We start from the raw sequence: 16381 nt of genomic DNA on the forward strand, positions 1-16381 counted from the left end.
TGGCTATCCTCTCGCACTCTCTCACCGGACAACTGTGAGACCGGCAGCACGGACACGCACCAAAGGAAAGGGCTCATATTCCGCGCCCGATACGTACCTGTATGGCCTCCTCAACGTCGTGGAAGCGCGATTTCGCGAGCGGCCTTATTATCCTGTTGCCGCTGCTGGTGACGGTTTACGTTATCATCTATCTCTACTCTATCCTCGCGTCCGCGGCGGTCATCCCGGCGATTGACGGCGAACTGCTAGCGGCGCTCGGACTCCCCTCGGGAACGTCGTCTGTCGAACTCGCACGGGTGTTCACGACGCTGATTATCTTCATCCTCATCGTGTTCTCTATCGGCTATCTGATGCGGACGGCCTTCGGCGACATCGTCGAACGGGCCATCGACGACGCGATGAACCACGTCCCCGGGCTCCGGGTGGTGTACAACGCCTCGAAGATGGCGGTCGAGACGGCTGTCGGGGGAACCGAAGAACTCCAGGCGCCGGTGAAACTCGAAGTGTGGGACGGGATGCGGATGACCGCGTTCAAAACGGGCCAGACGACCGAGGACGGCCGCGAGGTGCTCTTCTTGCCGACAGCGCCGAACATCACGACCGGCTACGTCGTCGAGGTCGAACCGCACCGCTACGAGGAAATCGACGAGCGCGTCGAAGAGGCGCTGACACGGATTCTCAGCGCCGGGTTCGGCGATACGGACCGTAGTACCGCCACGCCGATTCCGGTCGCCGACGAGGAAGACCTCGCGGACGATTAGCCGCGCGGTTCAGTACCCGCTCAGACGTAGTGGAACCACTCTTCGCGGTCGCCGCTCTCGATGACGTCGAAGAAGGCTGACTGGAGTTCGTCGGTGACCGGTCCCTTGGTCCCTTCGCCGATCTCGTTGTCGTCGACGCTTCGGATGGGCGTGACCTCCGCCGCCGTGCCGGTAAAGAACAGCTCGTCAGCGGTGTATAGCTCACCGCGGGAGATGGTCGCTTCCTCGTGGACGGTGTAGCCCATCTCCTCGGCGAGCGTGATTGCGGTGTTGCGGGTGATGCCTTCGAGGATGCTCTCGGCCAGTCCGGGCGTGTAGATTTCTCCGTCCCGGACCATGAAGATGTTCTCGCCCGGCCCTTCGGCGACGTTGCCTTCCTTGTTCAGGACGATAGCTTCGGTGTAGCCGTTCCGGCGGGCCTCCTCGCCGGCGAGCATGCTGTTGACGTACAGCCCCGTCGTCTTGATGTTGGTCGGAATCTGGCTGGAGGCGTGCTTGCGCCAGGACGACACCATCACGTCGACGCCCTCTTCCAGCGCTTCCTCGCCCAGATACGCGCCCCACGGCCACGCGGCGATGGTGGTCTTCGTCGGGCAGTCCTTCGGGCTCACGCCGAGCGAATCGAAGCCGTAGTAAACGATGGGGCGGATGTAACACGACTCGAACCCTTCCGTTTCGATGAGTTCCGTCGTCGCCTCGGTGAGTTCGTCCTTGCTGAACTCGATGTCGAGGTCGTAGGGCTTCGCGGACTTGTACAGGCGGTCGAGGTGTTCTTCCCAGCGGAAGACGGCCGGCCCCTGTTCGGTGTCGTAACAGCGAACGCCCTCGAAAACGCCGGTCCCGTAGTGCAGCGCGTGCGTGAGGACGTGGGTCTGAGCGTCCTCGAAGTCGACGAACTCGCCGTCCATCCAGATGCGGTCGGTTCCCTCGAACATCTCTGGACGGTCGCTCATCGCACGACCCCTCCGGTGAGTTGACAGTCGTGATGCCCGCGGGTGATGCCTCCTGCTGTCTCGTCGTGTGTCATATCTACCCCATTGATTCCCTTGGTTAAGAGTGTTGACGATACCCCCGCGGGTCAGGGTCGCGTTGTCTCGTACGGCCAGTACGGAGCACTGCCCCGGCGAGCACAAACGCTTTAGTGGAATCTGGCCGTCCGCACCGCACATGTCCTCCCTGAAGCGGTCGCTCCACCGCAGCGTCGCTGTCCTGTTGCTTCCGCTGGGCCTGCTCCTGATTCAGGCCGAGGTCATCACGCGAAATCTCTCCGGCGTCGTCGAATCACCGGTGCCCGGGCTCTCTCGGGCCGTGGGTATCGCCTTGTTCACTGGAGCGACGCTGTACCTCGTCGCCAGCGGTCTCAGACAACTTGCAGCGGCGGCGGATACTCCCTTCTGACTCGCAAACCGGTCCAGTCCCGTGATTGCTGGAAATAAACACTGGCTGTCTGCTTCCCACACTGTCGGACGTTGCTCTCTCAATAATTCTGCGGCACGGAGTGGCGACTACTCTGTCTCAGCTACAGCCACCAGTATCAGTCGAACCGCTCTAGCAGGCTTGCCCCTTCGACGTACACGAGGCCCTCGCGCTCGGCGTAGGCCCGCGCCGCCGCCGGGGGCAGCGCCGCGCCGGTCTCGTCGTCCAGCATCTCACAGACGACGGCGGCCGCTGGCAGGTCGGCCGCGTCGGCGAGTTCGAGCGCGAGTTCGGTGTGGCCCTCGCGGTCGGCCAGGCCGTCCGGGGCTGCCCGGAGGAGGTGGACGTGGCCCGGCGACCGGAACGCCTCGCTGAACGCCTCTGGGTCGGGGTCCGTCGCGGCGGCAGCCAACTCTCGGATCGTCAGCGAGCGGTCGTCGTCGGTGATCCCGGTGAACGTGTCGCGGTGGTTCACCGTCAGCGAAAACGAGGAGCGCTCGTCGTAGGCGAGGTCGTGGTCGGCCGCCGTCGGATGGTCGAGGACCTCCTGCATGAACGGCAGTTCCAGCGCCTCGGCGACGCGGTCCGAGAGCGCGACGCAGACGAGCCCGCCGGCGTCGTTCCGCAGCCGAGCGACGGCTTCGGGGGTGACGGCACCGGCCGGGTAGACGAGGTCGGTCTCGCCTTCGCGGTCGGCGGCGTCGTGGATCAGCACCGGCTCGCCGCGAGCGAAGGCGGCGACGGCGTCGGCCACGCTGTCGGCGTCGACGGCGGTTTCCTCACTCCGAGACATGGACGATCACCTCGTCACCGTCGGCCAGTTCCAGTACCTCGCGGAGCTTCTCGGGCGCGATTACTTCGAGTTGCTCCTCGCCGTGGTGGGTCCGCTCGGGGGCGATGACGTGGGCCGGCTCGTACTCGCCATCGCTCCCTTCTATCGAGGCGGGGTAGCAGTACGCGGGACCGTACGTCCGCTCGTCGTCTTCCCACCCCTCGATGGTGACCGGTTCGATGGCGCTCATCCGCGCTCGCTTGCGGACGCTCTCGGCCGTGAGTTCGAGGTTGAGCGTGCCCGCGAACGGCTCGTACCCCAGTCGCTCGATGAACTGCTCCATGTAGCCCGGCAGCGTGATGTAGTGTCGTCCCTCTCCCATCCCCGAGGTGACGACGCCGGTCAGGTCGACGCTGGCGTCGGACTCGAAGATCCGCCGGTAGTCGGCGTACTCCGACTGGAGGCGGCGTTCACCGTCCCCGGTCAGTTCGACCTCTTGCCCGTCGCTGACGATGTCCCGGGCCAGTAGCCCGGCGTCTTCGAGCCGCTGGAGCCGCCGCGAGGCGGTCTGGTTCGAGGCGTCCAGCCGTTCCGCGAGATCGGCACAGGACACCTTTGCCGACTCATCGAGCGCACCGTCGAGGGCGAGCAGTTTCAGCGTCGCCAGTTCGTCCCGACCGACGCCCTGTCCCGTTGATTCAGCCATGCATTGCAGTAGGGATTCCCGCCGGATAAGCATACCGAAGGTGGAATGCATTCCACTTTTGGAACGGAGAAAAACTGGTACGGGGTTGGTAGCAGAAGCGCGTCTTACCGTTTCTACTGGATACAATTCAAGCCGCTGCCTAACACGTTCGGCCCTATCACACTGCTGTGATAGATGATAAGACGCGGCTGGGAGACACTGGTCGAAAATGCATCATGAGACCGCGAAACCGGGTATCGGCCCCGATTCGTTTCGATTGGGCTATTCAGAGGCTGCCTTCGAGCAACGAGACAATGGACTCTGTCCGTTTGTCGACTTTGTCCATGTTGGTGCATGGCTCTTTATCAACCGTGAGGACTCCATCGCTGTAGTTGATCTCACCAGTCATCCCTGCGACGTTCTTGAACACGACCGACTCCAGCTCTGCTTCAAGCGCTTCCCGCCCCAATTTGTCGCTACAGATTGCCTCGAAGGCACTGATTGTCGGTAGAAAATAGACTTTCGTCCACCCTTCGAACCAGAGCTCTTCGTTGACTCTCTCGTCGATAAGTGATTCCCACTGGATATCGAGATCGACCTCAAAACCCGCTGCGTCGTCAATTGAATCCTTTAGCGACGGCATTTCTTCTTCCTGAAACTCCTTTACTTTTCGCTTACTTTTTAGATCCATTAATATTCACGCGATTGAAAATACGCCCCCTTATGTATTTAATACTATTCTTTCGGACTACGATCTTTCACTACGAGTGGCACTCCTGAGTGGTGTCTGGCCAGTTCTTTCCACTCCTACGCAAACTCGAAAAGAGCGCTCTCGATAGGACAGAATCAAACCCACCGGTTCCATTCCTCTGGATCTGTAAGAACAAGCGGATTAACCGCTATTCAACGGAGCAGGCGAAAAAGCGACTGCCTTCGCTCACGGTTTCGCTGTTCGCATTGTGGTCCCACTCCGCTCGACTTGCGTCCCGATGTCGTACATGGCACTCAGTACTCGACGAGCGAATCCTGCTCCCAGAACTCGCTCGACTTCTCCAGTTTCGGAACCCATGTGTTCTCGTCCTCGGCGAGCATCGCCACGCGGGAGTCTTCGACCTCCTTCAGCACGTCGTGGTCGGGGAGGTACTCGCCCATCTCTCGTGTGAACTCCCGGACCTCGCTGTGGTCGGGCATCGAGTCGCGGTCGAGACGGCCCCGCGAGTGGCCGACGTGCATGTACGCCTTCATCTCGACGAAGTCCGCATCGGCCCGGTCACACATCGCCGCGTACCACTCGGGGTGGTGCATGTTGTGGCCTTTGACCAGCGTCGTCCGGATGACGGTGCGGGTGTCGTCTTTCTCGGCCAGTACGTCCAGCGTGTCGATGAGCGAGTCCCAGGCGTTGTCCTCCATCGCCTGCACCGTCGAGTCGAACGTCTGGCGGTCGGCGGCGTCGACGGAGACGTACAGTTGCGTGGGGTCACACCGCTCCAGCATCTCCGTGTTGGTCCCGTTGGAGACGAGGAAGGTGGTGATGTCGCGGTCGTGGAACTCCTCGATGAGTTCCGGCAGGTGCGGGTAGAGCGTGGGTTCGCCGTCCAGCGAGATGGCGACGTGGCGCGGTTCCATCGCCTGGTCGAACACCTCGCGCGGGACTTCATCGTTGCCCCCGAAGCCCGACAACAGTTTCCGCTGGAGTTCCACGGAGGCGTCGGCGACCGCCGCGGGGTCGTCCCACTCCACGTCGCCGAGTTCGTAGGCGTGGCCGGCGTGGTCCCGCCAGCAGAACACGCACCGCTCGTTGCATTTCACGACCGGCGTCATCTGGATGCAGCGGTGGGACTCGATACCGTAGAAGATGTACTTGTAACACTTCCCTTCGCCGCGAAGGGCGTTTTTCGTCCAGCCGCAGGTCTGGGCGGCCGTGTGGTTCTCGCTGTGGTAGGCCGGGTCCGAGACCTGCTTCGGACCGCCGTCGGCGTCACTCATTGCTGTCGGCTTCAACAGCCAGCGGCAAAAACTCCCGGATGTTGCGCGTCAGTCACGATACGCTCGGACCGCGTGTGGCAACTTACGTCAGCTTGACGATGGGGTTGCTCATGTGGTGGCCGACGACGTTGCCGTTCTCCATGATCCGGTCGTAGCCATCGTCGTCAACTTCGATTCGGGTTTCGCTGTCCTTCTGCATCAGATAGAGTGTTTTGTTCATACACCTGTGGATGCCCCTGATAGGCAAGACCAGAACTACTAGGTGTATAGATACGCGCTGTGATGTATGCTATATGTATCAAATCCCGGCGGAGATGTATCTCAGCCGGAAGATTTTGGGGGCTCCGGATAGTGAGTACATAGTATGGGTGTGCTTGACACGGTCTCCGAGCTGTTCGGCTCCGGGGACCAGCACTACCGGTTCCGCTGTGACGACTGCGGGACCGAGTTCGCACAGCGCGTGGCGACAGTCGAGGACCTGACCTGTCCGGAGTGTGGCGCTGGGGCGGTGCGGCCGGCCGAAGCAGCGTGAGGTTGGGGTGCCACTAAGCCCCGAGTCAGCGGCCCAGATCGTAGAACTCGTCGTTCGGACGGATGTCGGCGAGCTGTGCCAGCCGGTTCGAGAGGTTGAAGAAGGCGGCGACGCTGCCGATGTCCCAGATCGCGCGGCGGCTGTAGCCGTGGTCCCCCAGCCGTTCGAGGTCTGCGTCCTCGATACGGGCGGGCGACTCGGTCAGTTTCACCGCGAAGTCAAGCATCGCCTTGTGCGTCTCGTTGATGTCCGCAGTTCGGTGGTTCGCGGCGACCTGTTCGGCGAGCTTGGGTGCGTCGGCGTAAATACGCAGCAGCGCACCGTGGGCGACGATACAGTAGAGGCAGTCGTTGACGCCGCTGACGGCGACGATTATCAGCTCGACTTCCTCGCGTTCCAGCGCCGTCTGCTCGACCAGCGCGTCGTGGTACGCGAAAAAGGCCCGGAAGTGCGAGGGACGATAGGCCATCGCCGGGAAGATGTTCGGCGTGAAGCCGGCGCGTTCGGTCTCCTCTTCGATGCGTTCCTGCAGGTCTTCGGGGAGGTCGTCGATGTCGGGGGTTTCGAACCGAGCCATCACTGTGTCGGAGTCTGCCATACCACACGTCCGTCCGGCCGCGGCTTGAAAGTTAGCTGCCTGTCTGGCCATGGCTGGCGAGAGCTGGTGTATAGTTCTTCCGGGGACGTGGCACGAGGTCGAACAGCCACGCCGGCTCTTTTGCTAGGCGGCGCGACCGTTCGTATGCATGTCAACGACGACAGAGACGACACAGACGTACGACGTCAGTACCGGCAACTGGAAAGCCGGCGTGCTCGGCGGTATCGCCGGGAGCGCCGTCATGGGCGCGTTGATTCTCGTGATGAACACCGCGACGCTCGCCGTCGCAATCCCGTCCCTGTACGGGCTCGCGCCGCCGCCGAGCCCAGCGGCTGGCCTCGTCGTCCACCTCTCCCATGGGGCCGTGATGGGCGTGATGTTCGCCGGGCTGGCGAGGGTCCTCAATCTGGAATCGTCCGGCAAACTGCTTGGGCTCGGCGTCGGCTGGGGCGTCGCCACCTGGGTGCTCTTTGCCGCGCTTCTGATGCCAGTCTGGCTCGGTGCGGTCGGCTCGCCGGCCTCCCCGCCGTTCCCGAACTTCGCGCCGCCGTCGCTGCTGTGGCACGTCGTCTACGGGGGCGTCCTCGCGGTCGTTTACGCCGTGACCGCGGACCGCATCTGAGATCGGCCGTACCTGAGCCGTCGCGGTCGCCGCTACTGCTCCTGAAACACGGTCCACTGTCGCTCGTCGGTTCTGGCGTCGGCTATCGCCTCGACCTTCTCGCGCTGCAGGTCGTCCAACTGCGCAGTCGCCAGCCGAATCCACGACAGGAACTCCCCGCGGAGCCGCTCACGCACTACTTCAGGCGGCTGTGGCGTGTAGACGTACACATGCCCGCCCTCCGGCCTGATTCGCCGGCGCTTCTCGACGACGCCGAACTCCGCGAGATGGTTGAGATGGCGCGCGACGACGCTCCGGTCGTAACCGATCTGTTCGGCCAGTGCTGCCACGGTCAACTCACCGCCCTCCATCACGCAGAGACAGACGTCCAGCTCGGTACCGGACATCTCGAAGACGGTCTGCAGCAGGGTTTCGAGCGACGGCTCGCTGACCGCCGCGTCCGTCGCCTCGGTCGCCGCCATCGGCTGGCCACAGCACTCCGGCCGGTTCTCGCCGATACCGATGCCGCCGCAGGTCGCACACTCGAACAGTCGCGGTTCGTCGGCGGAGGGTGTCATACGACGGGCTACTCACCCCGCCGGTAGAAGCTTCAGGTATGGTCGGAGTAACTACGGGCGGGTGCCGGCGGGTCGCGGTTTCTCGCCCGTCATATAGATGTTAGTCCAAAGGTCTAAGCCCTCCCGGGACGGAATACAATTCACTATGAGCACTGACACAGAGGACGCCAACGACCTGCGCGAGCGAATCACGAACTTCCTGCGTCGCAACTTCCCCCAGATCCAGATGCACGGCGGGAGCGCGGCCATCGAGGAGATCGACCGCGAGGAAGGCAGCGTCACCATCCGCCTCGGCGGCGCCTGTTCCGGCTGTGGCATCTCGCCGATGACCATTCAGGCCATCAAGACGCGCATGACCAAGGAGATTCCGGAGATAAACGAGGTCACCGCCCGAACCGGAATGGAACAGCAGGAAGGGATGTCCGGCGGCAGCGGTGGCATGAGTCCCTCGTTCCCCGGCGAGTCCCGCGGCGGCGACGTCGGCGGCGACGAAGACGAAGGCCCCGAAGCGCCGTTCTGAGGCCAGCTCTCGATCTTTTTTAGATTCGTGGCTAGCCGCAGGTGTGGAAGCGTCTCTGTGAGTCGCCGTCTCTGGCTCGTCGCATCCGAACCAGCGCAAGCAACCATCACTGCAGCAGCGAGTCACACAGATTAAGACGACGGGGCCAGACGGCGGGGATATGGAGACGGTCGATACGGTCGTCTGGGCGCTGTGGGCGATGTTGCCGGCGTACATCCCGAACAACGCCGCGGTACTCGCTGGCGGTGGCAGACCGATAGACGGCGGTCGGACCTGGGGCGGGCGGCGGGTGCTCGGCGACGGCAAGACCTGGCGCGGGACACTGATCGGAACCGCCGCCGGGACGCTGCTCGCGCTCGGACTGACACAGGCCGCGCCCAGCGTGAGCGCTGCCCTGGGAACCGACCTCCCGACGTTTCCGCTCCGTGCGGGGCTTGGACTCGCCTTCGGCGCGATGCTCGGGGACATCGGCGCGTCATTCCTCAAACGCCGGACGGGCCGCGAGCGCGGCGCCGCGTTCCCCGGACTGGATCAACTGGATTTCGTCGTCGGGGCGTTGCTCTGTGCGCTTGTGGCCGCGCCGTCGTGGTTCACCGAGACGTTCACGCTCCCGGCGCTGGTCGTCGTTGTCGTCGCGACGCCGGTGTTACACGTCGTCACCAACGGTCTCGCCTACCTGCTCGGGCTGAAAAACGAGCCGTGGTAACAGTTGTAGCGGCCCGTGGCGTTTTCCAATAGAACTACTTCTATCGCCCACAACGCACACTCGATGGCCCTGGCCACCTCCCTCCCGGTCGGTAGACGTGCCCCGCCGACCATTAGACGTGCGACGGCTGCTGGCGTGCTCTGTACGGCGGTCTTTCTGCCGATCATGTACGTGCTCCTGCACGCGTACGTAGTCCTCACGGTAAGCGTCGGTCCCGTCGACACGCTCAACAGACTGATCGACTTCGCCCTCGTCGCCGGCGGCGCGACGACGTTCGCCGCGGGATTCGTTTCGCAGTGCGTGCTCGGAACTGTGCTCCCCGAGACGACTGCGTAACGACATCGAATCGACGAAGAAGTGCGTTTTTACGCGCTGACCGTGGAGTGTCGGGTATGACAACACGCGGGGAGACACTGCAACTAGCGACGCGGGGCTCTGACCTCGCGTTGCGCCAGGCGGCGACGGTCCGGGATTCGCTGAGCAGTCGCCGGCTGTCGGTCGAACTCGTCGAGGTGGAGACGACGGGCGACCAGATACGGGATGAACTCATCCACCGACTGGGCAAGACCGGCGCGTTCGTTCGCAGCCTCGACGAGAAGGTGCTCGACGGCGAACTCGACGCGGCGGTCCACTCGATGAAGGACATGCCGACCGAACGGCCCGAGCGCCTCGTCGTCGCGGCGGTCCCCGAGCGGGCCGCCGCCGAGGACGTGCTGGTGACGCCGGACGGCCGCTCGCTCGATGAACTGCCGGAAGGCGCGACCGTCGGCACGTCGAGCCTGCGACGCAAGGCACAGTTGCTCGCCGAGCACGACGACCTCACCGTCGAACCGCTCCGGGGCAACGTCGACACGCGCATCGCGAAGCTGCTGGCCCCGTCGCTCCAGCAGGAACATCAGGAGCGCCACGAGGCCGAACAGGAGCGGAAGGGCAACGCTGGCGACCCCGACACTGACGAAGAAGAAGAACACCCCTACGACCGCACGGTCGAGGAGTGGTTCGACGACCTCACCGAGTTCGAACGGCGGGCGATGGAGCGGGACCCGGACATCGAGTACGACGCCATCGTGCTGGCGAAGGCAGGCCTTCACCGGGCCGGTCTCACGCGCTACGTCGGGATGTCCGACCTTGACCCCGACCAGTTTGTGCCGGCTCCGGGACAGGGCGCACTAGCGGTGACCGCTGTCGACGGCGACCTCGCGCTGGACATCAAAGACCGGCTGGACGACCCCCAGACGCGCGTCGAGACGACCGTCGAGCGGACGATCCTCGAAGAGCTCGGCGGCGGCTGTGTCGCACCTATCGGCGTCCACGCTCACCTGGAGGGCGGTGTCGTCCACACGCGGGTGCGCGTACTCTCACAGGACGGGACGGAGGAGGTGTCGGTCGGCCGTGACATTCCGGCCGAGTACCATATCGACGCGGCACAGGACCTCGCGGCGGAACTCGCCGAGCAGGGTGCTGACGATCTCATCGCCGAGGCCAAGCGGGACTCGACGGGCGCCGACGACGACGCCGCGACGGCACGGGAGGAAGACGAGGAATGACGGACGCTGCACCCGGCAAGGTGTATCTGGTCGGCTCCGGTCCCGGCGACCCGGACCTGCTGACAGTCAAGGCAAAGCGCCTGCTGGAGGAGGCCGACGTGGTGTTGCACGACAAGCTCCCCGGCCCCGAAATCATCGGGATGATTCCCGAGGAGAAACGCGAAGACGTGGGCAAACGCGCCGGCGGCGAGTGGACGCCCCAGGAGTACACTAACGCCCGACTGGTCGAACTCGCCGAGGAGGGTAACACCGTTGTCCGACTGAAAGGCGGCGACTCGATGGTGTTTGGCCGCGGCGGCGAAGAACTGGCCCATCTCGCGGAGAACGGAATTCCCGTCGAGATCGTTCCGGGAATTACGAGCGCTATCGCCGGCCCCGAAGCCGCCGGGATTCCGGTCACGCATCGGGACTACACCTCCTCGGTCTCCTTCGTCACGGGCCACGAGGACCCAACGAAGGACGAATCGGCCGTCGACTGGGAGGCCCTGGCCGCGACCGGCGGCACGCTCGTCGTCCTGATGGGCGTCGGCAAACTGCCGCAGTACACCGAGGCCCTGCGCGAGACGGGGATGGACCCCGATACGCCGGTCGCCCTCGTCGAACGTGCCACTTGGCCGGACCAGCAAGTCGCTACCGGGACGCTCGACAGTATCGTCTCGGTCCGCGATGAGGCCGATATCGAACCCCCCGCGATCACCGTCATCGGCGAGGTGGCCGGCGAGCGCGAGCGGGTGGTGGAGTTCCTGGAGGGGTACTGATGCGCGAGGAACCGCGCCTCCGCGTGGCTGCCTTCAGGCCTGCCGACGACCGCCTCGATAGCGCGGTCGAACTGCTGGAATCGCTCGGCGCCGACCCGGTCCCGGACCCGATGCTGGCGGTCGAACCAGCGGCGGCCGGCGACACCGACGGTGACGGCGACGACGGCCCGGTCACGCCGCGCACCGACGCCGACTACGTCGTCCTGACCAGCAAGACCGGCGTCGAACTCGCCGCCGAAGCCGGCTGGGACCCCGGCGAGATGACGGTATGTGCCATCGGCGAATCGACCGCCGAGGCGCTTCACGAGGCCGGCTACGGCGTCGACATCATCCCCGCGGAGTACTCTTCGACGGGACTCGTCGAAACGCTGTCCGGGGCGGTGGCCGGCACAAAAGTCGAAGTCGCCCGGTCGGACCACGGCTCTGCGGTGCTGACTGACGGACTGGAGGCGGCCGGCGCGTACGTCCACGAGACCGTGCTGTACCGGCTGGTCCGGCCAGCGGGATCGGGCGAGTCCGCGGAGTTGGCAGCCAGCGGCGACCTCGACGCCGCGCTGTTCACCTCCTCGCTCACTGTCGAGCACTTCCTCGATGCGGCCGCGGACCGCGGCGTTCGCGAGGCCGCAATCGATGGGCTGAACGAGGCAACCGTCGGCGCAATCGGCGAGCCGACGCGGGAGACGGCCGAAAACGCCGGCATCTCGGTCGACGTCGTCCCCGACCAGGCCGACTTCGAGGCGCTGGCCTGCGAGGCCGTCGAGGCGGCGGCCCCGACACACTACGAGTAACGAGACTCGGACGGCGGTTTCGGCGTTTCTTCGGAGCTATTCTGCGGCCTCTTCGACGGCCTCGCGCTCGTCCATCTCGGCCCGCAGCGTCGCCAGTTCGTTCTCGACGGCCCGCTCGCTGGAGAGCCGGTCGAGTTCCTGGTCGATGGAGTCACCGTCGTCGAGTACCGATTCGAGCTGGCCGCTTTCTTCGAGTTCTTCGAGCGCGGCCGCGCGCGCCTCCATCTGCTCCGTGCGCTCAGTCGCGCGCTCGATGGAGCGGTGCACGTCGGCCATCGTGTCGCCAGCGCCGGTAAACGCCTCCGAAACCCGCGCCGACGCCTCGGCGGCCTGATAGCGGGCTTTCATCGTCTCTTTTTTCGTCCGGAACTGCTCTATCTGGCTGCTCAGTTCGGCCCGCTTGCCGACCAGCCGGTCCTGGGTCTCCTGTAAGTCGTCGATCTGGCCCGTTAGATCTGTTATCTGGCTGACGTTCACCTGCTTCTTCTCAAGCGCCCGGCGCGCGAGGTCGTCGCGCCCCTCCTGCAGGGCGGCCCGGGCCTGTGTGTCGTGTTTCTCGACGTTCGACCGCAACCGGGTTCGGTGTATCTCCAGCCGTTTCTTCTGGGTCGTCACGTCGGCGATACCGCGGGTCACGTCCTGCAGTTCGTCCCGCATCTGTTCGTATGAGTAGTCAAGTTCCGCCGCCGGGTCCGAAGTCCGACTGAGCAGGGCGTTGAGCTTGGCGCGGATGGCGAACGCGAACCGTTGGAGCAGACTCATCGGGATTGCTCCGGTCGGACAGGAACTCGAAGCGATACCGACTGCGGCTCGGTCGTGACAACACTCATGTCACCTCGTATGACTGTAGCCATTATAATAACAGGGTATTACTCGATTTAATACGGGGTTAATCGGCTAAAACGACGGAAATCCGCGGTTATTCGAGCTTACCGTCTGACTACTTGATGGGGTGCCGGAATCAATCGATGGACGACGATGACACGAACCCTACTGCGCACGGTCGGCACGCTGGTGCTCGCGCTGACACTCTTCACAGCGGCGGCCGCGGCTGCGCCCGCGGTGGACGGTGACGACGGGACGAACGCCGTCGGCCCGCCCGGCGGTCTCCCGGATCAGGTCCCTGACTTTGTGACAACGATCATCGAAGCGATTCAGGAGTTCCTCGCCGGTGGGAGCGACGACAGCCCCGGCTCGGACGTGAGTGGGGCGGCGACAGGGGCCGGGACGTAGACCGATGAACGGAAAGCTGCTCGCCGTCGGCGGCGCTGTCGTGCTCCTGCTCGCGGGTGTCGGCGGCGCGTTCGTCGCCGGCCTCGGCCCGTTCCAGGCGGAAAGCAGCGGGCAGGACCTCTCGGAGTTCCCGACGGAGACGCCTGATAGCGATACCGCCAGCACTGAGGACGGAACCAATGCTGACGGCGGCGCGGCCAGTACCCCGCCGTTTGCGTTCACCGTCGATTCCATCGAGGAGTGTGGCCAGACCTGTCGTGACGTGACTTCCACGCTGACGAATCAGCAGAACAGTACGGCGGCGGAAATCACCGTCTACACGCGGATTTACGCCGGGAACTCCACCGACGACGGTGACGTGGTCTGGGAGGGCTCCGAGGACGTGGGGACGCTCGAAGCTGACGAGTCCTACACCACGACCCGGCGCGTCGACCTGTCGTTCCGCGACGCCTACGCTATCGAACAGGCGGACGGCTGGATAACCATCCGGACGACTGTCGAGACGGCCGACCGGACCGTCACGCTCAGCGACCAGCGGAAGGTCGCCTGACGGGGCAGGCCGCTCCGGGACGACTGACTGCGCGTCTGAACGTTTTTATGCCGGAGCGCACCTATCCTCGGTACGATGACTACGACCGGCCCCGTTCCAGCGCTCGCCGACCGCGCGGCCGCCTGCGCCGACCGACTCCGGGCGGCCGACCGCGTGTTGCTGGCCTCCCACATCGACGCCGACGGGCTGACCAGCGCCGCCATCGCCACCGCGGCGCTGTCGCGGGCCGGCATCCCCGTCGAGACCGTGTTCAAGAAGCAACTCGACGCCGCTGAGATCGAGAGCATCGCGGCTCGGGAGTACGACACCGTGCTGTTCACGGACTTCGGGTCCGGCCAGCTCGACGTGATCTCCGAACACGTCGCCGCGGGCAACTTTGAGGCGATCATTGCCGACCATCACCAGCCGTCGGCCCCGGACGACTGCCACTCCGACGCGGTCGTCGACACCGACGGCTACGCCGACTTCGAGACGCATCTCAATCCGCTACTCGAAGGTATCAACGGCGCGTCGGAGCTCTCGGGTGCAGGCGCAGCGTACGTCCTTGCCCGCGCGCTCTCGACCGGGGAGACTGACAACCGCGACCTCGCCGCGCTGGCGGTCGTCGGCGCAGTCGGGGACATGCAGGCCGTCGGCGGGGAACTCGTCGGAGCCAACGCCGGTCTCGTCGAGGAGGGCATCGCCGCCGACGTGCTGGAGGAGGGCACCGACCTCTCGCTGTATGGCAAACAGACCCGACCGCTGCCGAAGCTACTTGAGTACGCCACGGAAGTTCCGATTCCAGGGATTTCGAACGATCAGGCTGGCGCGACGCGGTTCCTCGAAGGCCTCGGTCTGGACCTGAAAGCCGATGGAGACTGGCGGACGTGGGCGGACCTCTCCGACGACGAGCGCCAGACCGTCGCCAGCGGGCTGGTCCAGCGTGCCGTCGAGCGCGGCGTCCCGGCGGACAAGATCGAGACGCTCATCGGCACGACCTACACGCTGACTGCGGAACCGCGCGGCACGGAACTCCGGGATGCGAGCGAGTTCTCGACGCTCCTGAACGCCACGGCCCGCTACGAACGAGCGGACGTGGGACTGGCGGTCTGTCTCGGCGAGCGCGACGCACCGCTGGAGCGGGCGCGGACACTGCTGTCGAACCACCGCCGGAACCTCTCGGAGGGACTCACGCTCGTCAAGGAGCGCGGCGTCACCCAGGCCGGGACCGTCCAGTGGTTCGACGCCGGTGACGCCATCCGCGAGACCATCGTCGGCATCGTCGCCGGGATGGCGCTGGGGACCGACGGCGTCGATTCGGACAAGCCAATCATCGCCTTTGCCAGCACCGACGAGGACGAGACGAAAGTGTCCTCGCGGGCGACCGGCCCGCTGGTCGGCCGAGGCGTGGACCTCTCGGTCGTGATGCGCGACGCCGCCCAGGCCGTCGGCGGCGATGGCGGCGGGCACGACATCGCGGCGGGCGCGACTATCCCGACCGGCGAGGAATCGGCGTTCATCGAGGCGGCCGACGAGATTATCAGCGAGCAGGTATCGTAACCAAGCCGTCACAAACAGCGCGGTAGGGTGACTGACGACGCTGCCACCAGTATCAGCAATAAAAGCTATACGTCCGCTTCTCCGAACACCCCACGATGGACTCTCGGGGCCTGTTCGATATCGCGCTCGTCGTCGTCGCCGGCCTGCTAGCCTACACTGAGACGTTCGGCTTCGCGAATCCGCGGACGACGCTGCAAGAGATTATCGCAGCTATCGCCAGGCTGGACATCCGTGTCTTTCTCGTCCTGGGTGGCATCTTCGGCATCTGCTTCGTCGCGTATCTCACGATGTATCTCCCCCAGAAGGACGCACGCACGATACAACGGTGATACTGTCGGCCGTAACTATGTCTGGATAGTCGCCACCCCTGGGAGGCGAAATTCGTCACAGACGTACAGCCGACAGTATGAACATCGGGCCATCTTTATCCCCAGCCCTGTACCGTTCTGACAATGACAGAGTTCGACCCCGAGAAGTTCGAGGACAAGTACGCGAACTACTTCCCGGAGCTCCAGAAGGCCTACAAGAACGCCTTCGAGCGGATGAACGACGCGTACGACTCAGAACTGGTCCACGCGATCGACCAGCAGGTCCTCAACGAGTCGGAGCCGTTCTACGAGGACGGCGAGTTCAGTGTCGAACTGCCGGAGAACCCGACCGAGCGGCTCTCGGCGATCATCGTCGACGACGAGAAACTCGACGCCGTGCTCTCCGAATACGTCGACGAGATTGAGCGCGAACTGCGCCGCGTCTTCGACATCGACGACTGACTGCACTCGCCGCGGTTCGGCAATTGCTGCGTTATTCCTGT

General features: G+C 64.5%; 24 protein-coding genes. 15 read left to right on the forward strand and 9 right to left on the reverse strand.

Annotated elements, in window-relative coordinates; all coding sequences use genetic code 11:
• The first annotated feature begins 101 nt into the window (after positions 1–101).
• Complete coding sequence (locus AV929_RS02300; RefSeq protein WP_014039323.1) at positions 102–761, forward strand: DUF502 domain-containing protein; 660 nt, start codon at positions 102–104, stop codon at positions 759–761.
• Positions 762–781: 20 nt separating this feature from the next.
• On the opposite strand, the gene AV929_RS02305 is transcribed toward AV929_RS02300, so the two are convergent.
• Positions 782–1714, reverse strand: a complete 933-nt coding sequence (locus AV929_RS02305) for a branched-chain amino acid transaminase (protein WP_014039324.1) — start codon at positions 1712–1714, stop codon at positions 782–784.
• Positions 1715–1928: 214 nt separating this feature from the next.
• Between AV929_RS02305 and AV929_RS02310 the strand changes: the two genes are divergently transcribed.
• Positions 1929–2159, forward strand: coding sequence for a hypothetical protein (locus AV929_RS02310; protein ID WP_008311264.1), 231 nt, complete (start codon positions 1929–1931; stop codon positions 2157–2159).
• A 136-nt stretch (positions 2160–2295) separates the two neighbouring features.
• On the opposite strand, the gene ribB is transcribed toward AV929_RS02310, so the two are convergent.
• The 5 genes from ribB to AV929_RS22170 form a co-directional block, all read right to left on the reverse strand.
• On the reverse strand, positions 2296–2970 hold the full coding sequence (gene ribB, locus AV929_RS02315; protein WP_064287326.1) for a 3,4-dihydroxy-2-butanone-4-phosphate synthase: 675 nt from the start codon (positions 2968–2970) through the stop codon (positions 2296–2298).
• A complete protein-coding gene (locus AV929_RS02320) occupies positions 2957–3655 on the reverse strand; it encodes a DUF120 domain-containing protein (protein WP_008311261.1) in 699 nt (232 codons plus the stop codon). The genes ribB and AV929_RS02320 overlap by 14 nt, the downstream gene beginning before the upstream one ends.
• 265 nt (positions 3656–3920) lie before the next feature.
• On the reverse strand, positions 3921–4325 hold the full coding sequence (locus tag AV929_RS02325) for a hypothetical protein (protein ID WP_023843095.1): 405 nt from the start codon (positions 4323–4325) through the stop codon (positions 3921–3923).
• Positions 4326–4639: 314 nt separating this feature from the next.
• Positions 4640–5620, reverse strand: coding sequence for a 4-demethylwyosine synthase TYW1 (twy1, locus tag AV929_RS02330; RefSeq protein WP_064287328.1), 981 nt, complete (start codon positions 5618–5620; stop codon positions 4640–4642).
• 82 nt (positions 5621–5702) lie between these two features.
• Entirely contained in the window at positions 5703–5840 is a 138-nt protein-coding gene (locus AV929_RS22170; protein WP_004964745.1) for a hypothetical protein, read from the reverse strand.
• A 144-nt stretch (positions 5841–5984) separates the two neighbouring features.
• Here AV929_RS22170 and AV929_RS02335 point away from each other — a divergent pair, with 144 nt between their 5' ends.
• Positions 5985–6152, forward strand: a complete 168-nt coding sequence (locus AV929_RS02335; protein WP_014039328.1) for a zinc ribbon domain-containing protein — start codon at positions 5985–5987, stop codon at positions 6150–6152.
• Positions 6153–6177: 25 nt separating this feature from the next.
• Here the strand turns inward: AV929_RS02335 and AV929_RS02340 are convergent, their stop codons facing one another.
• Complete coding sequence (locus AV929_RS02340) at positions 6178–6750, reverse strand: peroxidase-related enzyme (protein WP_064287330.1); 573 nt, start codon at positions 6748–6750, stop codon at positions 6178–6180.
• 148 nt (positions 6751–6898) lie between these two features.
• Here AV929_RS02340 and AV929_RS02345 point away from each other — a divergent pair, with 148 nt between their 5' ends.
• Complete coding sequence (locus AV929_RS02345; protein ID WP_050037459.1) at positions 6899–7372, forward strand: DUF6789 family protein; 474 nt, start codon at positions 6899–6901, stop codon at positions 7370–7372.
• A 32-nt stretch (positions 7373–7404) separates the two neighbouring features.
• On the opposite strand, the gene AV929_RS02350 is transcribed toward AV929_RS02345, so the two are convergent.
• Positions 7405–7929 carry a helix-turn-helix domain-containing protein gene (locus AV929_RS02350; RefSeq protein WP_014039331.1) on the reverse strand — a complete coding sequence of 175 codons (525 nt, stop codon included), beginning with the start codon at positions 7927–7929 and terminating at the stop codon, positions 7405–7407.
• 145 nt (positions 7930–8074) lie between these two features.
• Here AV929_RS02350 and AV929_RS02355 point away from each other — a divergent pair, with 145 nt between their 5' ends.
• The 6 genes from AV929_RS02355 to AV929_RS02380 all read left to right on the forward strand — a co-directional run bounded on the left by AV929_RS02355 (position 8075) and on the right by AV929_RS02380 (position 12248).
• The gene (locus AV929_RS02355; protein ID WP_014039332.1) at positions 8075–8449 is read left to right on the forward strand and encodes a NifU family protein; all 375 of its coding nucleotides are present in this window, start codon (positions 8075–8077) and stop codon (positions 8447–8449) included.
• 160 nt (positions 8450–8609) lie between these two features.
• Positions 8610–9155: a CDP-2,3-bis-(O-geranylgeranyl)-sn-glycerol synthase gene (locus AV929_RS02360; protein WP_050007729.1), complete on the forward strand. Its 546-nt coding sequence runs from the start codon at positions 8610–8612 to the stop codon at positions 9153–9155.
• A 63-nt stretch (positions 9156–9218) separates the two neighbouring features.
• Positions 9219–9491: a hypothetical protein gene (locus tag AV929_RS02365; protein ID WP_050007730.1), complete on the forward strand. Its 273-nt coding sequence runs from the start codon at positions 9219–9221 to the stop codon at positions 9489–9491.
• 56 nt (positions 9492–9547) lie between these two features.
• Positions 9548–10702, forward strand: a complete 1155-nt coding sequence (gene hemC / locus AV929_RS02370) for a hydroxymethylbilane synthase (protein ID WP_064287332.1) — start codon at positions 9548–9550, stop codon at positions 10700–10702.
• The gene (gene cobA, locus AV929_RS02375; protein WP_014039336.1) at positions 10699–11460 is read left to right on the forward strand and encodes a uroporphyrinogen-III C-methyltransferase; all 762 of its coding nucleotides are present in this window, start codon (positions 10699–10701) and stop codon (positions 11458–11460) included. The genes hemC and cobA overlap by 4 nt, the downstream gene beginning before the upstream one ends.
• On the forward strand, positions 11460–12248 hold the full coding sequence (locus AV929_RS02380) for a uroporphyrinogen-III synthase (RefSeq protein ID WP_064287334.1): 789 nt from the start codon (positions 11460–11462) through the stop codon (positions 12246–12248). The genes cobA and AV929_RS02380 overlap by 1 nt, the downstream gene beginning before the upstream one ends.
• A 36-nt stretch (positions 12249–12284) precedes the next feature.
• On the opposite strand, the gene AV929_RS02385 is transcribed toward AV929_RS02380, so the two are convergent.
• Positions 12285–13010 carry a PspA/IM30 family protein gene (locus AV929_RS02385; RefSeq protein WP_050007731.1) on the reverse strand — a complete coding sequence of 242 codons (726 nt, stop codon included), beginning with the start codon at positions 13008–13010 and terminating at the stop codon, positions 12285–12287.
• 216 nt (positions 13011–13226) lie between these two features.
• Here AV929_RS02385 and AV929_RS02390 point away from each other — a divergent pair, with 216 nt between their 5' ends.
• The 5 genes from AV929_RS02390 (at position 13227) to AV929_RS02410 (ending at position 16340) form a co-directional block, all read left to right on the forward strand.
• A complete protein-coding gene (locus AV929_RS02390) occupies positions 13227–13481 on the forward strand; it encodes a hypothetical protein (RefSeq protein ID WP_023843099.1) in 255 nt (84 codons plus the stop codon).
• A gap of 4 nt (positions 13482–13485) precedes the next feature.
• Positions 13486–14031, forward strand: a complete 546-nt coding sequence (locus tag AV929_RS02395) for a hypothetical protein (protein ID WP_014039340.1) — start codon at positions 13486–13488, stop codon at positions 14029–14031.
• A gap of 75 nt (positions 14032–14106) precedes the next feature.
• Complete coding sequence (locus tag AV929_RS02400; protein WP_014039341.1) at positions 14107–15570, forward strand: DHH family phosphoesterase; 1464 nt, start codon at positions 14107–14109, stop codon at positions 15568–15570.
• A 95-nt stretch (positions 15571–15665) separates the two neighbouring features.
• Positions 15666–15899: a hypothetical protein gene (locus AV929_RS02405; RefSeq protein ID WP_014039342.1), complete on the forward strand. Its 234-nt coding sequence runs from the start codon at positions 15666–15668 to the stop codon at positions 15897–15899.
• 123 nt (positions 15900–16022) lie between these two features.
• Positions 16023–16340 carry a DUF5783 family protein gene (locus AV929_RS02410; RefSeq protein ID WP_014039343.1) on the forward strand — a complete coding sequence of 106 codons (318 nt, stop codon included), beginning with the start codon at positions 16023–16025 and terminating at the stop codon, positions 16338–16340.
• Positions 16341–16381: the final 41 nt, after the last annotated feature.

It is taken from the genome of Haloarcula sp. K1, assembly GCF_001647155.1.
Classification (GTDB): Archaea; Halobacteriota; Halobacteria; order Halobacteriales; family Haloarculaceae; genus Haloarcula; species Haloarcula hispanica.